We start from the raw sequence: 17,373 nt of genomic DNA, 5'->3' as shown, positions 1-17,373 counted from the left end.
AAGGGATATCTCATGCGTACAGAATATTGCGGGCAGCTGCGTCAGTCCCACGTCGGACAGCAGGTCACCCTGTGTGGTTGGGTCAATCGTCGTCGTGATCTTGGTAGCCTTATCTTCATCGATATGCGCGACCGCGAAGGTATCGTTCAGGTGTTCTTCGACCCGGATCGCGCAGATGCGTTGAAGCTGGCCTCTGAGCTGCGTAATGAGTTCTGCATTCAGGTTACTGGCACCGTGCGGGCGCGTGACGAGAAAAACGTCAACGCCGACATGGCGACGGGCGCCATTGAAGTGCTGGCGTCCGATCTGACGATCATCAACCGTGCTGAAGCGCTGCCGCTGGACTCCAACCACGTCAACACTGAAGAAGCGCGTCTGAAATACCGCTACCTGGATCTGCGTCGCCCGGAAATGGCTCAGCGCCTGAAAACTCGTGCGAAAATCACCAGCCTGGTGCGTCGCTTTATGGATGATCACGGTTTCCTCGATATCGAAACCCCGATGCTGACCAAAGCCACGCCGGAAGGCGCGCGCGACTACCTGGTCCCATCCCGCGTTCATAAAGGTAAATTCTACGCGCTGCCGCAGTCTCCGCAGCTGTTCAAACAGCTGCTGATGATGTCCGGCTTCGATCGCTACTATCAGATCGTTAAATGCTTCCGCGACGAAGACCTTCGCGCTGACCGCCAGCCAGAATTTACCCAGATCGACGTGGAAACCTCCTTCATGACCGCCGAGCAGGTGCGTGAAGTGATGGAAGCCCTGGTGCGTAGCCTGTGGAACGACGTGAAGGGCGTTGAGCTGGGCGATTTCCCAATTATGACCTTCGCTGAAGCCGAGCGTCGCTACGGATCCGACAAACCTGACCTGCGTAACCCGATGGAGCTGGTGGACGTTGCAGACCTGGTGAAAGGCGTTGAGTTTGCCGTCTTCGCTGGCCCGGCTAACGATCCTAAAGGCCGCGTGGCGGCCCTGCGCGTGCCGGGCGGTGCAGCACTGAGCCGCAAGCAGATCGACGACTACGGCAACTTCATCAAGATCTACGGCGCGAAAGGTCTGGCCTATATTAAGGTGACCGAGCGTGCGAAAGGTCTGGAAGGTATCACCAGCCCGGTAGCGAAGTTCCTGAACGCGGACATCGTGGAAGCGATCCTTGAGCGCACCGGCGCGCAGGACGGCGACATGATCTTCTTCGGCGCAGACAATAAGAAAGTCGTGGCGGATGCGATGGGCGCGCTGCGTCTGAAGCTCGGCAAAGACCTGAGTCTGACCGACGAAAACAAATGGGCGCCGCTGTGGGTTATCGACTTCCCAATGTTTGAAGACGACGGTGAAGGCGGCCTGACGGCGATGCACCACCCGTTCACCTCGCCAAAAGACATGACGGCAGCAGAGCTGAAAGCGGCGCCGGAAGACGCGGTCGCGAACGCTTATGACATGGTTATCAATGGCTACGAAGTGGGCGGCGGTTCCGTGCGTATTCACAGCGGTGAAATGCAGCAGACCGTGTTCGGCATCCTGGGCATCAACGAGCAGGAGCAGCGCGAGAAGTTTGGCTTCCTGCTGGACGCGCTGAAATACGGTACGCCTCCGCACGCAGGTCTGGCCTTCGGTCTTGACCGACTGACCATGCTGCTGACCGGCACCGATAACATTCGTGATGTTATTGCCTTCCCGAAAACCACTGCCGCAGCGTGTCTGATGACCGAAGCGCCAAGCTTTGCTAACCCAGCCTCTCTGGCTGAGCTGGGCATTGAAGTGGTGAAGAAGGAAGAGAAAAACTGATATGGAATATAAGCTTCCCGTTTCGGTTCTGGTGGTCATTTATGCAGAAGACACGAAGCGGGTGCTGATGTTGCAGCGGCGCGATGACCCTGATTTCTGGCAGTCGGTAACCGGCAGTCTGGAAGAGGGAGAAACCGCGCCGCAGGCCGCCGCGCGTGAAGTAAAGGAAGAGGTCGCCATTGACGTTGCCCGCGAGCAACTGACCCTGAAGGACTGTCAGCGCACGGTGGAGTTTGAAATTTTTAGCCATTTACGTCATCGCTACGCGCCGGGTACCAGGCGCAACACGGAGTCGTGGTTCTGTCTCGCGCTCCCCCATGAACGGGAGATCGTGTTTACCGAACACCTGACCTACCGCTGGGTGAATGCGGCGGAGGCCGCCGCACTGACCAAGTCGTGGAGCAACCGGCAGGCGATTGAAGAATTTGTAATTAACGCTGCCTGAAAAGGCGCGCTCTTTGAGGATATTTTTATGGCAGGTCATAGTAAGTGGGCCAACACCAAACACCGCAAAGCGGCACAGGATGCCAAGCGCGGTAAGATCTTTACCAAAATCATTCGCGAGCTGGTGACGGCAGCGCGTCTGGGCGGCGGTGACCCGGCTTCTAACCCGCGTCTGCGCGCGGCGGTTGATAAAGCGCTGTCCAACAACATGACGCGTGACACCCTGAACCGTGCTATCGCACGTGGCGTGGGCGGCGATGAAGACGCGAACATGGAAACCATCATTTATGAAGGTTACGGCCCTGGCGGTACGGCGGTGATGGTTGAGTGCCTGTCCGACAACCGTAACCGTACCGTTGCGGAAGTGCGCCACGCATTCACCAAAACCGGTGGCAACCTGGGCACTGACGGTTCCGTTGCATACCTGTTCAGCAAAAAAGGCGTCATCTCTTTCGAGAAAGGCGACGAAGATGCGATCATGGAAGCGGCGCTGGAAGCCGGTGCGGAAGACGTGGTGACCTTTGACGACGGTGCTATCGACGTTTACACCGCGTGGGAAGAGATGGGTGCCGTGCGCGACGCGCTGGAAGCGGCTGGCCTGAAAGCGGACAACGCTGAAGTCTCCATGATTCCGTCCACCAAAGCGGACATGGATGCGGAAACTGCACCAAAACTGCTGCGTCTGATCGACATGCTCGAAGACTGCGACGACGTACAGGAAGTGTACCACAACGGTGAAATCTCTGATGAGGTTGCAGCGACTCTCTGATGAGAGCGTGTAGATCCGTTACAGGAGACGCGTGATGTCGATTATTCTCGGGATTGACCCAGGCTCACGCGTCACCGGGTATGGCGTTATCCGTCAGGTGGGACGCCAGTTAACCTACCTCGGCAGCGGCTGCATTCGCACCAAAGTGGACGATCTGCCGTCGCGCCTGAAGCTCATTTATGCGGGCGTGTCGGAGATCATCACCCAGTTTCAGCCGGACTATTTCGCCATCGAGCAGGTCTTTATGGCGAAAAACGCCGATTCGGCGCTAAAGCTCGGTCAGGCGCGCGGAGTGGCCATCGTGGCTGCGGTAAACCAGGATTTGCCGGTATTTGAATACGCGGCACGTCAGGTCAAGCAGACGGTGGTGGGCATCGGTAGCGCGGAGAAAAGTCAGGTGCAGCACATGGTGCGTACCCTGCTGAAGCTCCCTGCAAACCCGCAGGCTGACGCCGCGGATGCGCTGGCGATTGCGATTACCCACTGTCACGTCAGCCAGAACGCGATGCAGATGAGCGAGTCGCGGCTCAATCTGGCGCGAGGCAGGTTACGATAATGACAAATCAGGCTGGATGTTTATCCAGCCTTTTTTTATTATGTCGGTAGTTAATTTCTTCCAGAACGCAGGAGCGTCACGTGATAGGCAGACTCAGAGGCATCATCATTGAAAAACAACCCCCGTTAGTGCTGCTGGAAGTGGGGGGCGTGGGCTATGAAGTCCATATGCCGATGACCTGCTTCTACGAGCTGCCGGACGCGGGCAAAGAGGCGATTGTCTTTACACAGTTTGTGGTGCGTGAAGATGCCCAGCTGCTGTACGGCTTCAATAACAAGCAGGAGCGGACCCTGTTCCGCGAGCTGATTAAAACCAATGGCGTCGGCCCGAAGCTGGCGCTGGCGATTTTATCCGGCATGTCAGCGCCACAGTTTGTGAATGCCGTTGAGCGCGAAGATCCTGCTGCGCTGATTAAGCTTCCGGGCATCGGCAAGAAAACGGCAGAGCGCCTGATTGTCGAGATGAAAGACCGCTTTAAAGGTCTGCATGGCGATCTGTTCACGCCGGCTGCCGATTTGGTACTGACCTCGCCAGGCGGCCCCGCCACGGATGATGATGCCGAGCAGGAAGCGGTTGCCGCGCTGGTGGCGCTGGGCTATAAACCTCAGGAGGCCAGCCGTATGGTGAGCAAAATTGCCAAACCGGACGCCAGCAGTGAAACCCTGATTCGCGAAGCGCTGCGCGCTGCATTGTGAGGTAAAGGATGATTGAAGCAGACCGCCTGGTATCGGCAGGCACTATTCAGGCAGATGACGTGGTGGATCGCGCGATCCGCCCAAAACTGCTTGATGAGTATATCGGCCAGCCGCAGGTTCGTTCCCAGATGGAGATTTTCATCCAGGCGGCAAAGCTGCGCGGCGATGCGCTCGATCACCTGCTGATTTTTGGCCCTCCGGGTTTGGGGAAAACCACGCTGGCGAATATCGTCGCCAATGAAATGGGCGTCAACCTGCGCACTACCTCCGGCCCGGTGCTGGAGAAGGCGGGCGATCTCGCTGCGATGCTGACCAACCTCGAACCGCATGACGTGCTGTTTATCGATGAGATCCACCGCCTGTCGCCGGTGGTGGAGGAAGTGCTCTATCCGGCGATGGAAGATTACCAGCTGGATATCATGATCGGCGAAGGCCCGGCCGCGCGCTCCATCAAAATCGATCTGCCGCCGTTTACCCTGATTGGTGCAACGACCCGCGCCGGGTCGTTGACCTCTCCACTGCGCGACCGTTTCGGTATCGTGCAGCGTCTTGAGTTTTACCAGGTAGCGGACCTCCAGCATATCGTTGGCCGTAGCGCCCGCTATATGGGGCTGGAAATGAGCGAAGAGGGCGCGTTTGAAGTGGCGAAGCGTTCCCGCGGTACGCCGCGTATCGCTAACCGCCTGCTGCGCCGCGTACGTGACTTTGCCGAAGTGAAGCACGATGGCTCGATTTCCGCCGAGATCGCCGCGCAGGCGCTGGATATGCTGAACGTCGATGCCGAAGGCTTTGACTATATGGACCGTAAACTGCTGCTGGCGGTGCTGGATAAGTTCTTTGGCGGCCCGGTTGGGCTGGATAACCTGGCGGCGGCAATCGGGGAAGAGCGCGAAACCATCGAGGACGTGCTTGAACCGTATCTGATCCAGCAGGGCTTCCTGCAGCGCACCCCGCGTGGACGTATGGCGACGGTGCGGGCGTGGAATCATTTTGGCATTACGCCACCGGCAATGCCGTAATGCATTGTTCCCTCTCCCTGTGGGAGAGGGCCAGGGTGAGGGCATCAGCGCCCTCGATGTTAATTTGCGGTCTTCTTCATCATACTGAAGATAAACAGCACCGCTGCACTCAACACCACAGACGGCCCCGCAGGCGTGTCATAGAACGCCGAGAAGGTGAGTCCACCCGTTACCGCAATCATTCCGACAATCACGGCCACACCGGCCATCTGCTCCGGCGTACGGGCAAAACGACGCGCCGTAGCCGCAGGGATGATCAGCAGCGACGTAATAATCAGCGCGCCGACAAACTTCATCGCCACGCCAATGGTTAACGCCGTTACCAGCATCAGCAGCAGCTTAACGCGCTGCAGCTTCACACCGTCGACAAAGGCCAGGTCCGGGCTGACGGTCATGGCCAGCAGGTTACGCCACTGCCAGAGCAGAATAGCGAGCATCACCACCACGCCAATGGCGATAGCGATGAGATCCTCAGGCGTCACGGCCAGCAGGTCACCGAAGAGGTAGGCCATCAGATCCACGCGGATGTTCGACATCAGGCTGACCACCACCAGGCCCAGTGACAGGGCACTGTGCGCCATAATGCCAAGCAGCGTATCAATTGCGAGGTGAGGGCGCTTCTCCAGCCAGACCAGACCGGCGGCCAGCAACAGCGTGACGACGATCACCGCGTAAAACGGGTTCACATTAAGCAACAGACCAAAGGCAACACCCAGCAGGGACGCGTGCGCCAGAGTATCGCCAAAATAGGACATTCTGCGCCAGACGACAAACGAGCCGAGCGGACCCGCGGCGCAGGCAAGCATAATCCCGGCCAGCCAGCCGGGCAGTAACAGTTCAATCATGAGTGTCCATTTCCCCGACGCAGTACGATTCGTCCCTGTAAATCATGGCGATGATTATGATGATGGCGATAGATGCCCAGCTGTTCAGCGCCGCGAGGGCCGAACATGGAGATAAATTCCGGGTGCATGGAGACCACTTCTGGCGTGCCGGAGCAGCAGATATGGTGGTTAAGACACAGCACTTCGTCAGTCTTTGCCATCACCAGATGCAGGTCGTGGGATACCATCAGCACCGCGCAGTCCAGTTCCTGACGCAGTTGGTCAATAAGATCGTATAGCGCGACCTGGCCGTTGACGTCGACCCCCTGTGTTGGCTCATCCAGCACCAGCAGCTGCGGGCTGCTCAGCAGCGCACGGGCAAGTAAGACTCGCTGAGTTTCACCGCCGGACAGTTTTTGCAGCGGCGCATCGACAAGATGGCCCGCCTGCACGCGTTTCAGTGCCGGGAGAATATCGGCTTTACGCGTGCCGGGGCGCAGACGCAGGAAGCGGCTGACCGTCAGCGGCAGCGTGGCGTCGAGATGAAGTTTTTGCGGCACATAACCGATACGCAATTTTTCCTCGCGCTTGATCACGCCTTCATCGGGTGCGACCAGACCCAGCACCACGCGCACCAGGGTGGATTTGCCTGCGCCATTGGGGCCGAGCAGCGTCAGAATTTTGCCGGGCTTCAGATCGAGCGACACGTCAGAGAGGACGCGGCGCTGGCCAAATGAGACCGAAATATTTTCAAGGGAAACCAATGTCGTCATGTCATTTTAAGCTTGAAGAAGTCAACGAATGTTATAATATCACATTACACGCATTCACTACGATGATTAGTCGCATTATGTTACATAAAAATACGCTTCTTTTCGCAGCATTATCCGCTGCCCTTTGGGGTACAACCGCACAAGATGTTAACGCTGCGGTTGTCGCTTCGCTTAAACCACTCGGATTCATCGCGTCGGCCATTGCAGACGGGGTCACGGAAACCCAGGTTCTGCTCCCTGATGGTGCATCCGAGCATGACTATTCCCTGCGCCCGTCAGATGTAAAACGCTTACAAAACGCGGACTTAGTCGTCTGGATTGGCCCGGAAATGGAAGCGTTCATGCAGAAGTCAGCAAAACAGGTTGCCGGCGAAAAGCAGGTCGCGATTGCAGACCTCCCCGGCGTGAAACCGCTGCTCATGAAAGGGGCGGATGACGACGGTGACGAACATGACCATCACGCTGCAGAGGGTGAAAAAGGTGATGGAGATCACCATCACGGCGAGTACAACATGCATCTTTGGTTATCCCCAGAGATAGCGCGGCTTTCAGCGGTTGCAATCCATGACAAATTAGTGGAACTTATGCCGCAAAGTCGAGCCAAACTAGACGCCAACCTGAAGGATTTTGAGGCACAATTAGCCGCAACCGATAAGCAGGTAGGTAATGAGCTCGCACCGTTGAAAGGTAAAGGGTATTTCGTTTTTCATGACGCCTATGGCTATTACGAAAAACACTACGGTTTGACCCCGCTGGGTCATTTTACCGTCAACCCTGAAATTCAGCCTGGTGCGCAGCGTTTACATGAAATCAGAACACAGCTGGTTGAGCAAAAAGCGACATGCGTTTTTGCTGAGCCACAGTTCAGGCCAGCGGTCGTAGAAGCCGTGGCCAGGGGAACATCCGTGCGCATGGGAACCCTTGACCCGCTAGGTACGAATATCCAGTTGAGCAAAGCGAGCTATTCGCAGTTCCTCAGCCAACTGGCGAACCAGTATGCGAGCTGCCTGAAAGGAGATTAACGAGGAAGTGAATACGTGCAACAGATAGCCCGCTCTGTCGCCCTGGCATTTAACAATCTGCCTCGACCCCACCGCGTTATGCTGGGGTCGCTTACAGTACTCACCTTAGCGGTCGCCGTCTGGCGGCCCTATGTTTACCACCCGAGTTCTGCCCCTATCATCAAAACCATTGAGCTTGAAAAGAGCGAAATCCGTTCTTTGCTGCCTGAAGCCAGTGAGCCTATCGACCAGGCGGCTCAGGAAGATGAAGCCATTCCGCAGGATGAGCTGGACGATAAAACCGAGAACGAAGCCGGTATTCACGAATATGTTGTGTCTACCGGGGACACGCTGAGCAGCGTGCTGAACCAGTACGGCATCGACATGGGCAATATCAGCCAGCTGGCGGCTGCGGATAAAGATCTTCGTAACCTGAAAATCGGACAACAGCTCTCCTGGACACTAACGGCGGATGGCGATCTCCAGCGTCTGACCTGGGAAATGTCCCGCCGCGAAACCCGCACCTACGATCGCACTGCAAACGGTTTCAAGATGACCAGCGAAATGCAGAAGGGCGACTGGGTTAACAGCGTTCTGAAAGGCACCGTGGGCGCGAGCTTTGTCTCCAGCGCGCGAGATGCGGGCTTGACCAGCGCTGAAATCAGTTCGGTGATCAAAGCCATGCAGTGGCAGATGGATTTCCGTAAGCTGAAGAAGGGCGATGAGTTCTCCGTTCTGATGTCCCGCGAAATGCTGGACGGCAAGCGCGAGCAAAGCCAGCTGCTGGGCGTACGTCTGCGCTCTGAGGGCAAAGATTACTACGCGATTCGTGCCGAAGACGGTAAGTTCTATGACCGCAGCGGTACGGGTCTTGCGAAAGGCTTCCTGCGTTTCCCGACGGCAAAACAGTTCCGCGTCTCCTCGAACTTTAACCCGCGTCGTCTGAACCCGGTAACCGGGCGCGTCGCGCCGCACCGTGGCGTTGACTTTGCTATGCCGCAGGGCACACCGGTACTGGCGGTAGGGGATGGCGAAGTGGTGGTGGCCAAGCGTAGCGGTGCCGCCGGATATTACGTCGCGGTACGTCATGGCCGTACGTATACGACCCGCTATATGCACCTGCGTAAGCTGCTGGTCAAACCGGGCCAGAAGGTGAAGCGCGGGGACCGTATCGCGATCTCCGGAAATACCGGACGCTCTACCGGCCCGCACCTGCACTATGAAGTGTGGATCAACCAACAAGCAGTGAACCCGCTGACCGCGAAACTGCCGCGCACTGAAGGCCTGACAGGTAAAGATCGTACTGATTATCTGGCGCAGGTGAAAGAGGTGATGCCGCAGCTGAGCTTAAACTAAGTTCTCTGTTTTTGTTAAAAAAGCCGGCGCACACTGACGCCGGCTTTTTCTTTTGTGCGTGGACGACTGCCTCGCTACACTATCTGAATAAAATTTTGCGTCATCAGACCCTGGATCCAGCATGGAAACCCAAAAAAACAATATTGAATACATTCCTGAGTTTGAAAAATCCTTCCGCCATCCGCGCAACTGGGGCGCCTGGCTTGGTGTTTACGCCTTTGCGGGGATGGCGATGCTGCCTGCCTCTGTTCGCGATCCAGTTCTGGGTAAAATTGGTCGTCTGGCGGGGCGTTTAGGCAAGAGCGCCCGCCGCCGCGCGCAGATCAACCTCTATTACTGTTTTCCTGAGAAAAGCGACGCCGAGCGCGAGGCAATCATTGATGAGATGTATACCACCGCGCCGCAGGCCATGGCGATGATGGCGGAGCTGGCGCTGAAAGGGCCGGATAAAATCGTCGATCGCGTTGACTGGAAAGGGTTGGAGATCATCGAGGAGATGCGCCGCAATGACGAGAAAGTCATTTTCCTCGTCCCCCACGGCTGGGGCGTTGATATTCCGGCGATGCTGATGGCCTCTCAGGGCCAGAAGATGGCGGCAATGTTCCATAATCAGGGAAATAAGATCTTCGATTTTGTCTGGAATACGGTGCGTCGTCGTTTTGGTGGACGCCTGCATGCCCGTAACGATGGCATTAAGCCCTTCATTCAGTCGGTACGTCAGGGGTACTGGGGCTACTATCTACCGGATCAGGATCACGGCCCCGAGCACAGCGAGTTTGTTGATTTCTTTGCGACCTATAAAGCGACGCTCCCTGCGATAGGCCGCCTGATGAAAGTCTGTCGTGCCCGCGTGATCCCGCTATTCCCGGTCTATGACGGCAAAACGCATCGTCTGAGTATTGAGGTCCGTCCTCCGATGGATGATCTGCTGACCGCAGACGACCACACTATCGCGCGTCGAATGAACGAAGAGGTAGAGATACTGGTGGGGCCGCATGCCGAACAGTACACGTGGATTCTGAAGCTGCTTAAAACGCGCAAACCGGGCGAAACAGAGCCGTATAAACGCAAAGAGCTGTATCCAACGAAATAAAAAAAGCCCTCTCCATCTGGAGAGGGCTTTTTAACAGAGACGTTATTACTCGACGGTCATAACGCGGGTGGTGTTGGTTGAGCCGATGGTGCTCATCACATCGCCCTGGGTCACAATAACGATATCACCGGACACCAGATAGCCTTTGTCGCGCAGCAGGTTTACGGCATCGTGCGCGGCGGCCACGCCGTCATTGGTGCTGTCGAAGTGGACCGGCGTCACACCGCGGTACAGCGCCGTCAGGTTCAGAGTACGTTCGTGACGGGACATGGCGAAGATCGGCAGACCCGAGCTGATACGCGAGGTCATCAGCGCGGTGCGGCCAGATTCGGTCATGGTGATGATCGCGGTAACGCCCTTCAGATGGTTTGCCGCATACATTGCCGACATCGCAATCGCTTCTTCCACATTGTCGAACTGCACGTCCAGACGGTGTTTAGAGACGTTGATGCTTGGGATCTTTTCAGCGCCCAGGCAGACGCGCGCCATGGCGGCCACGGTTTCTGCCGGATACTGGCCCGCTGCGGTTTCTGCGGAGAGCATCACCGCATCGGTTCCGTCCAGCACGGCGTTTGCCACGTCCATGACTTCTGCACGGGTTGGCATTGGGTTGGTGATCATCGATTCCATCATCTGAGTGGCGGTGATCACCGCGCGGTTCAGCTGACGTGCGCGACGAATCAGGGCTTTCTGGATACCGACCAGCTCAGGGTCGCCAATTTCCACACCCAGGTCGCCGCGCGCAACCATCACTACGTCAGACGCGAGGATCACGTCGTCCATGGCATCCTGATCGCAAACGGCTTCCGCACGCTCAACTTTGGCGACGATTTTGGCATCGCAGCCTGCATCGCGTGCCAGGCGACGCGCATAGTTCAGGTCTTCGCCGCAGCGCGGGAAGGAGACGGCCAGGTAGTCCACGCCGATCAGCGCAGCCGTCACGATGTCCGCTTTGTCTTTATCGGTAAGCGCTTCTGCAGAGAGGCCGCCACCCAGTTTGTTGATGCCTTTATTGTTGGAGAGCGGGCCGCCGACGGTGACTTCGGTGAACACTTTCATGCCCTGAACTTCCAGCACTTTCAGCTGTACGCGACCGTCGTCAAGCAGCAGGATATCGCCAGGCACCACGTCAGCCGGCAGGCCTTTATAGTCGATACCGACTTTTTCTTTATCGCCTTCGCCTTTGCCCAGGTTGGCATCCAGCAGGAATTTGTCGCCGATATTGAGGAAAACTTTACCTTCTTTAAAGGTTGAGACACGGATTTTGGGACCCTGCAAATCACCGAGAATAGCCACGTGGCGGCCCAGTTTTGCTGCGATTTCACGCACTTTGTCGGCACGTAATTTATGGTCTTCTGGCGTACCGTGAGAGAAGTTCATACGCACCACGTTGGCACCAGCGGCGATAATTTTCTCAAGATTATTATCGCGATCGGTGGCCGGGCCTAAGGTGGTTACGATCTTGGTTCTGCGAAGCCTTCTGGACATGTAATACTCCGTTGACTGAAACAACTTTGGTGTTGCGTGAACATAGAATCGGTCTTCATCTGCTGCAAGGCAGCGGAGAGTGGACCGAATGCCGTAAATCGTTACATCGTAATTATTGGTTACGTCTTCGTTATCAACTATTAGGGAACATCGCTCTTTATAAGCAATTCTTTATCAAAACGCGATTCCTTCAGCGCTTCCTTGACCCGCTTCAAGTTATCCCGGAATTTTGCGCCCCGACGTAAGGTAAAACCGGTCGCCAGCACGTCAATCACGGTGAGCTGGGCCAGGCGGGAGACCATCGGCATATAAATGTCGGTGTCTTCCGGCACGTCGAGGGTGATCGCCAGCGTTGCCTCACGCGCCAGCGGCGTGCCTGCCGTGGTGAGGGCAATCACCATGGCATCGTTTTCACGGGCCAGCTGCGCCAGCTCTACCTGACTCTTGGTGCGGCCGGTATGCGAAATCAGTACCACGACGTCATCTTCACTGCAATTCATACAGCTCATGCGTTGCAGGACAATGTCATCGGAATAAATCACCGGGACGTTAAAGCGGAAAAATTTGTTCATGGCGTCATGCGCGACGGCTGCCGACGAGCCGAGACCAAAGAACGCAATCTTCTTCGCCTGGGTGAGTAAATCCACCGCGCGATTCACGGAACTCATGTCCAGAGACTGTCGGACGTGGTCAAGCGAAGCCATAGCCGATTCAAAAATTTTCGCGGTATAGGCATCAACGCTGTCGTCTTCATCCACATTACGATTAACATAAGGGGTGCCGTTAGCCAGACTTTGTGCCAGATGCAGTTTAAAATCAGGGAAGCCGCGCGTTTCCAGGCTGCGGCAAAAGCGATTGACCGTGGGTTCGCTAACACCCGCTTCCTGTGCCAGAGCGGCGATGCTTGAATGAATCGCCTGAGCGGGAGAGGCGAGAATGACCTCGGCCACTTTTCGCTCGGATTTGCTAAGGTGTTCCAGTTGAAACTGGATTTTTTCCAGCATGTTCATGTTAACAGGATGCTCATGGGTGTAAACGATTTCATAAATTGATGAAATCGTGATTCGATTTAGCCGATATTACCCTCGTGGCTTCCATAAAGGGTAATAATCGACAAGATAATGTTGTTGTTTTTTTTCATTACTTGATCGGTGTCGGGTTTTGCTGTGACCCTGTTGCGCAAAGAAACGACGGTTGTTGCGTCATTAAGCGGTCGTAATCATCCAAAGGGTGAAAAATCGCGGTATCGCACGCGACGATAAGCGCTAATGGTTTCGGGAATGACGTAAAAGCAGTACAGTGCATTGTAATAAAATTACAACGATACCTGGCAGAAGTACCAGGTGATCCAACTGAGGAGAATGACATGGCGGTAACGCAAACAGCCCAGGCATGTGACCTGGTCATTTTCGGCGCGAAAGGCGACCTTGCACGCCGAAAATTGCTGCCTTCCCTGTATCAACTGGAGAAAGCGGGTCAAATTCATCCGGATACCCGTATCCTGGGTGTAGGGCGCGCCGACTGGGACAAGGACGCTTATACCAAAGTCGTCCGCGAGGCGCTCGAAACTTTCATGAAGGAAAAAATTGATGAAAGTTTGTGGGATACCCTGAGTGGACGTCTCGATTTCTGCAACCTGGACGTTAATGACGTCAGCGCGTTTACCCGCTTAGGCGCGATGCTGGATCAGAAAAACCGTGTCACCATTAACTATTTCGCCATGCCGCCAAGCACCTTCGGCGCCATCTGCAAAGGCCTGGGCGAAGCCAAACTGAACGCCAAACCGGCGCGCGTCGTGATGGAGAAGCCGCTGGGTACCTCGCTGGCAACCTCGCGTGAAATCAACGACCAGGTGGGCGAGTTCTTTGAAGAGTGCCAGGTCTACCGTATCGACCACTATCTCGGTAAAGAGACGGTACTGAACCTGCTGGCGCTGCGTTTTGCTAACTCCCTGTTTGTAAATAACTGGGACAACCGCACTATCGACCACGTGGAAATCACCGTGGCGGAAGAGGTGGGGATTGAAGGTCGCTGGGGTTACTTTGACCAGGCCGGTCAGATGCGCGACATGATCCAGAACCACCTGCTGCAGATCCTGTGCATGATTGCTATGTCTCCACCGTCTGACCTGACGGCGGACAGCATCCGTGACGCAAAAGTGAAAGTGCTGAAGTCACTGCGCCGCATCGACCGCTCCAACGTGCGTGAGAAGACCGTTCGCGGTCAGTACACCGCCGGGTTTGCGCAAGGCAAAAAAGTGCCTGGCTACCTGGAAGAAGAGGGCGCGAACAAGTCCAGCAACACCGAGACGTTCGTGGCGATCCGCGTGGATATCGACGACTGGCGTTGGGCGGGGGTTCCGTTCTACCTGCGCACCGGTAAACGTCTGCCGGCCAAATGTTCCGAAGTGGTTGTTTACTTCAAAAACCCGGAACTGAACCTGTTCAAAGAGTCCTGGCAGGAGCTGCCGCAGAACAAACTGACCATTCGTCTGCAGCCGGACGAGGGCGTGGATATCCAGATCCTGAACAAAGTGCCGGGTCTGGATCATAAACACAACCTGCAGACCACCAAGCTGGATCTGAGCTACTCTGAAACCTTTAACCAGACGCACCTGGCCGATGCTTACGAGCGTCTGCTGCTGGAAACCATGCGCGGTATCCAGGCGCTGTTCGTGCGCCGCGATGAAGTGGAAGAGGCGTGGAAATGGGTCGACTCCATCACCGAAGCCTGGGCTGCCGACCAGGATGCGCCAAAACCGTATCAGGCGGGCACCTGGGGACCGGTCGCGTCGGTGGCGATGATCACCCGCGATGGCCGCTCCTGGAACGAGTTTGAGTAAGATAATCCGCTAGCCCGAAAGTGTTATTTTACCGGTAACATGATCTAACTCAGCTAGTGGCACAATTTTCAACTTTTAAGCTCCGCGTGGATTCACCCGCGGAGCTTTTTTTATTACACTGCCGGAAGTGATTTTGCCCCTGAGCTCCGGACAGCAAGCGTTTCAGCGTTGTTAACAACTGCCAGCGACTTTGTAAACTCCCGAGCCCGGACAGATAAATTAGAGGAGCTTTTATGAATCCGACATTGTTACGCGTAACACAGCGCATTATTGAGCGCTCGAAAGAGACCCGCTCGGCCTACCTCTCCCGGATTGAACAGGCAAAGAGCAACACCGTCCACCGATCTCAACTGGCCTGCGGTAACCTGGCGCACGGTTTCGCCGCCTGCCAGCCTGATGATAAAGCGTCGCTGAAAAGCATGTTGCGTAACAATATCGCCATCATTACCTCCTATAACGATATGCTCTCCGCGCACCAGCCCTATGAGGTTTACCCGGATATCATCCGTAAAGCGCTGCACAGCGTGAATGCGGTCGGCCAGGTGGCGGGTGGGGTACCCGCCATGTGCGACGGCGTGACGCAGGGCCAGGACGGTATGGAGCTCTCCCTGCTGAGTCGCGAAGTGATTGCTATGTCCGCGGCGGTTGGCCTGTCGCACAATATGTTTGATGGCGCGCTGTATCTCGGCGTGTGCGACAAGATTGTCCCGGGCCTGGTAATGGCGGCGCTGTCGTTTGGGCATCTGCCAGCGATCTTCGTGCCGTCAGGCCCAATGGCGAGCGGTCTACCGAACAAAGAAAAAGTGCGTATCCGCCAGCTGTACGCGGAAGGGAAAGCAGACCGTCAGGCGCTGCTGGAGGCGGAAGCCGCGTCCTACCATGCGCCGGGCACCTGTACGTTTTACGGTACCGCGAACACGAACCAGATGGTGGTGGAGTTTATGGGGATGCAGCTTCCGGGCTCGTCCTTTATCCAGCCGGACGCGCCGCTTCGCAAGGCGCTGACCGAGGCTGCGGCCCGTCAGGTCACGCGTCTTACCGGCAACGGCAACGAATGGATGCCGATGGGCAAAATGGTCGACGAAAAGGTCATCGTCAACGGGATTGTCGCGCTGCTGGCAACTGGGGGGTCAACCAACCACACCATGCACCTGGTGGCCATGGCGCGTGCGGCGGGCATTCTGATTAACTGGGATGACTTCTCCGAGATCTCTTCCGTGGTGCCGCTGATGGCACGCCTGTACCCGAACGGTCCGGCGGACATTAACCACTTCCAGGCCGCGGGCGGCGTACCGCTGCTGATGCGCGAGCTGCTGAAAGGCGGACTTCTGCATGAAGACGTAAATACCGTGGCAGGCTTTGGCCTTCAGCGCTATACCCAGGAGCCGTGGTTGAACAACGGCGAGCTGGACTGGCGCGAAGGGGCGAGCGCGTCTCTTGATGCGCAGGTGATCGCCACCATCGACAAACCGTTCTCTCCTCACGGCGGCACCAAAGTGCTGAGCGGCAACCTCGGTCGCGCGGTAATGAAGATCTCTGCCGTACCGGAAGAGAACCAGATTATCGAAGCGCCGGCGGTGGTGTTTGAAAGCCAGCACGACGTATTACCCGCCTTTGACGCCGGTCTGCTCGACAAAGACTGCGTGGTGGTGGTGCGTCATCAGGGGCCTAAAGCTAACGGGATGCCAGAATTACATAAACTTATGCCACCACTTGGTGTATTATTGGACCGCCGTTTCAAAATTGCGTTAGTCACCGATGGACGCCTCTCCGGGGCATCCGGTAAAGTGCCTTCAGCCATCCACGTGACGCCTGAAGCCTACGACGGCGGGTTGCTGGCGAAAGTGCGTGACGGTGACATGATCCGCGTTAACGGTCAGACCGGCGAGTTAACCCTGCTGGTGGATGACGCCGAGCTGGCGGCACGTCAACCCCATATTCCTGACCTGAGCGCATCGCGCGTGGGGACCGGACGCGAAATGTTCAGCGCGCTGCGTGAGAAGCTCTCCGGTGCGGAGCAGGGCGCAACCTGTATTACGTTTTAAGACGACTTGATTTTAACGATCTGGCGAGAGAAGACTCTGATGAAAAACTGGAAAACAAGTGCAGAAGCAATCCTGACCACTGGCCCTGTCGTGCCGGTTATCGTGGTAAACAAGCTGGAGCACGCTGTACCGATGGCGAAAGCGCTGGTTGCGGGTGGCGTTCGCGTTCTGGAAGTGACCCTGCGTACCGCCTGCGCGATGGATGCCATTCGCGCGATTGCTAAAGAAGTGCCGGACGCCATCATCGGTGCGGGTACCGTGACGAACGTAAAACAGCTGGCTGAAGTGACCGAAGCGGGCGCGCAGTTTGCCATTAGCCCGGGCCTGACCGAGTCGCTGCTGAAAGCCGCGACCGAAGGCACCATTCCGCTGATCCCGGGCATCAGCACCGTCTCTGAACTGATGCTGGGCATGGACTACGGTCTGAAAGAGTTCAAATTCTTCCCGGCTGAAGCGAACGGCGGCACTAAAGCGCTGCAGGCGATTGCGGGTCCCTTCTCTCAGGTACGCTTCTGCCCGACGGGGGGGATCTCTCCTGCCAACTACCGTGACTACCTGGCGCTGAAAAGCGTGCTGTGCATCGGTGGCTCATGGCTGGTTCCGGCGGATGCGCTGGAAGCGGGCGACTGGGATCGCATCACAAAACTGGCTCGCGAAGCGGTGGAAGGCGCGAAGCAGTAAGC

General features: G+C 56.5%; 16 protein-coding genes. 12 read left to right on the top strand and 4 right to left on the bottom strand.

Annotated elements, in window-relative coordinates:
- The first annotated feature begins 12 nt into the window (after nt 1–12).
- The 6 genes from aspS to ruvB all read left to right on the top strand — a co-directional run bounded on the left by aspS (nt 13) and on the right by ruvB (nt 5,268).
- The gene (gene aspS / locus ACMGG5_RS20720) at nt 13–1,785 is read left to right on the top strand and encodes an aspartate--tRNA ligase (protein ID WP_048992234.1); all 1,773 of its coding nucleotides are present in this window, start codon (nt 13–15) and stop codon (nt 1,783–1,785) included.
- Nucleotide 1,786: 1 nt separating this feature from the next.
- A complete protein-coding gene (gene nudB / locus ACMGG5_RS20715; RefSeq protein ID WP_048992232.1) occupies nt 1,787–2,230 on the top strand; it encodes a dihydroneopterin triphosphate diphosphatase in 444 nt (147 codons plus the stop codon).
- Between the two features lie 27 nt (nt 2,231–2,257).
- The gene (locus ACMGG5_RS20710; protein WP_008500447.1) at nt 2,258–2,998 is read left to right on the top strand and encodes a YebC/PmpR family DNA-binding transcriptional regulator; all 741 of its coding nucleotides are present in this window, start codon (nt 2,258–2,260) and stop codon (nt 2,996–2,998) included.
- A gap of 34 nt (nt 2,999–3,032) precedes the next feature.
- Nucleotides 3,033–3,554 carry a crossover junction endodeoxyribonuclease RuvC gene (ruvC, locus tag ACMGG5_RS20705; RefSeq protein WP_003859749.1) on the top strand — a complete coding sequence of 174 codons (522 nt, stop codon included), beginning with the start codon at nt 3,033–3,035 and terminating at the stop codon, nt 3,552–3,554.
- Between the two features lie 80 nt (nt 3,555–3,634).
- Nucleotides 3,635–4,249, top strand: a complete 615-nt coding sequence (gene ruvA, locus ACMGG5_RS20700; RefSeq protein ID WP_023312236.1) for a Holliday junction branch migration protein RuvA — start codon at nt 3,635–3,637, stop codon at nt 4,247–4,249.
- An 8-nt stretch (nt 4,250–4,257) separates the two neighbouring features.
- A complete protein-coding gene (ruvB, locus tag ACMGG5_RS20695) occupies nt 4,258–5,268 on the top strand; it encodes a Holliday junction branch migration DNA helicase RuvB (RefSeq protein ID WP_023312235.1) in 1,011 nt (336 codons plus the stop codon).
- 59 nt (nt 5,269–5,327) lie between these two features.
- Here ruvB and znuB read toward each other — a convergent pair whose 3' ends face one another.
- Nucleotides 5,328–6,113: a zinc ABC transporter permease subunit ZnuB gene (gene znuB / locus ACMGG5_RS20690; RefSeq protein ID WP_420278460.1), complete on the bottom strand. Its 786-nt coding sequence runs from the start codon at nt 6,111–6,113 to the stop codon at nt 5,328–5,330.
- On the bottom strand, nt 6,110–6,865 hold the full coding sequence (gene znuC, locus ACMGG5_RS20685) for a zinc ABC transporter ATP-binding protein ZnuC (protein ID WP_061714871.1): 756 nt from the start codon (nt 6,863–6,865) through the stop codon (nt 6,110–6,112). The genes znuB and znuC overlap by 4 nt, the downstream gene beginning before the upstream one ends.
- Nucleotides 6,866–6,942: 77 nt before the next feature.
- Here znuC and znuA point away from each other — a divergent pair, with 77 nt between their 5' ends.
- The 3 genes from znuA (at nt 6,943) to lpxM (ending at nt 10,315) form a co-directional block, all read left to right on the top strand.
- Complete coding sequence (znuA, locus tag ACMGG5_RS20680; protein ID WP_032642638.1) at nt 6,943–7,887, top strand: zinc ABC transporter substrate-binding protein ZnuA; 945 nt, start codon at nt 6,943–6,945, stop codon at nt 7,885–7,887.
- A gap of 15 nt (nt 7,888–7,902) precedes the next feature.
- A complete protein-coding gene (gene mepM, locus ACMGG5_RS20675) occupies nt 7,903–9,222 on the top strand; it encodes a murein DD-endopeptidase MepM (protein ID WP_024909694.1) in 1,320 nt (439 codons plus the stop codon).
- A 121-nt stretch (nt 9,223–9,343) separates the two neighbouring features.
- Entirely contained in the window at nt 9,344–10,315 is a 972-nt protein-coding gene (gene lpxM / locus ACMGG5_RS20670) for a lauroyl-Kdo(2)-lipid IV(A) myristoyltransferase (protein ID WP_061714872.1), read from the top strand.
- Nucleotides 10,316–10,360: 45 nt separating this feature from the next.
- Here the strand turns inward: lpxM and pyk are convergent, their stop codons facing one another.
- Nucleotides 10,361–11,803: a pyruvate kinase gene (gene pyk / locus ACMGG5_RS20665; protein ID WP_008500455.1), complete on the bottom strand. Its 1,443-nt coding sequence runs from the start codon at nt 11,801–11,803 to the stop codon at nt 10,361–10,363.
- 140 nt (nt 11,804–11,943) lie between these two features.
- Nucleotides 11,944–12,813 (bottom strand): MurR/RpiR family transcriptional regulator, encoded by an 870-nt coding sequence (locus tag ACMGG5_RS20660; protein ID WP_090419760.1) that lies wholly within the window; start codon nt 12,811–12,813, stop codon nt 11,944–11,946.
- A gap of 356 nt (nt 12,814–13,169) precedes the next feature.
- Between ACMGG5_RS20660 and zwf the strand changes: the two genes are divergently transcribed.
- The 3 genes from zwf (at nt 13,170) to kdgA (ending at nt 17,371) form a co-directional block, all read left to right on the top strand.
- On the top strand, nt 13,170–14,645 hold the full coding sequence (zwf, locus tag ACMGG5_RS20655) for a glucose-6-phosphate dehydrogenase (protein ID WP_023312228.1): 1,476 nt from the start codon (nt 13,170–13,172) through the stop codon (nt 14,643–14,645).
- Nucleotides 14,646–14,878: 233 nt separating this feature from the next.
- Nucleotides 14,879–16,690, top strand: a complete 1,812-nt coding sequence (gene edd, locus ACMGG5_RS20650) for a phosphogluconate dehydratase (protein WP_420278459.1) — start codon at nt 14,879–14,881, stop codon at nt 16,688–16,690.
- Nucleotides 16,691–16,729: 39 nt separating this feature from the next.
- The gene (gene kdgA, locus ACMGG5_RS20645; RefSeq protein WP_024909698.1) at nt 16,730–17,371 is read left to right on the top strand and encodes a bifunctional 4-hydroxy-2-oxoglutarate aldolase/2-dehydro-3-deoxy-phosphogluconate aldolase; all 642 of its coding nucleotides are present in this window, start codon (nt 16,730–16,732) and stop codon (nt 17,369–17,371) included.
- Nucleotides 17,372–17,373: the final 2 nt, after the last annotated feature.

Source organism: Enterobacter sp. BNK-34 (assembly GCF_048684445.1).
Lineage (GTDB): Bacteria > Pseudomonadota > Gammaproteobacteria > Enterobacterales > Enterobacteriaceae > Enterobacter > Enterobacter pseudoroggenkampii.
The sequence above is the reverse complement of the archived record's forward strand: the minus strand, read 5'-3'. Positions and strand labels throughout refer to the sequence as shown.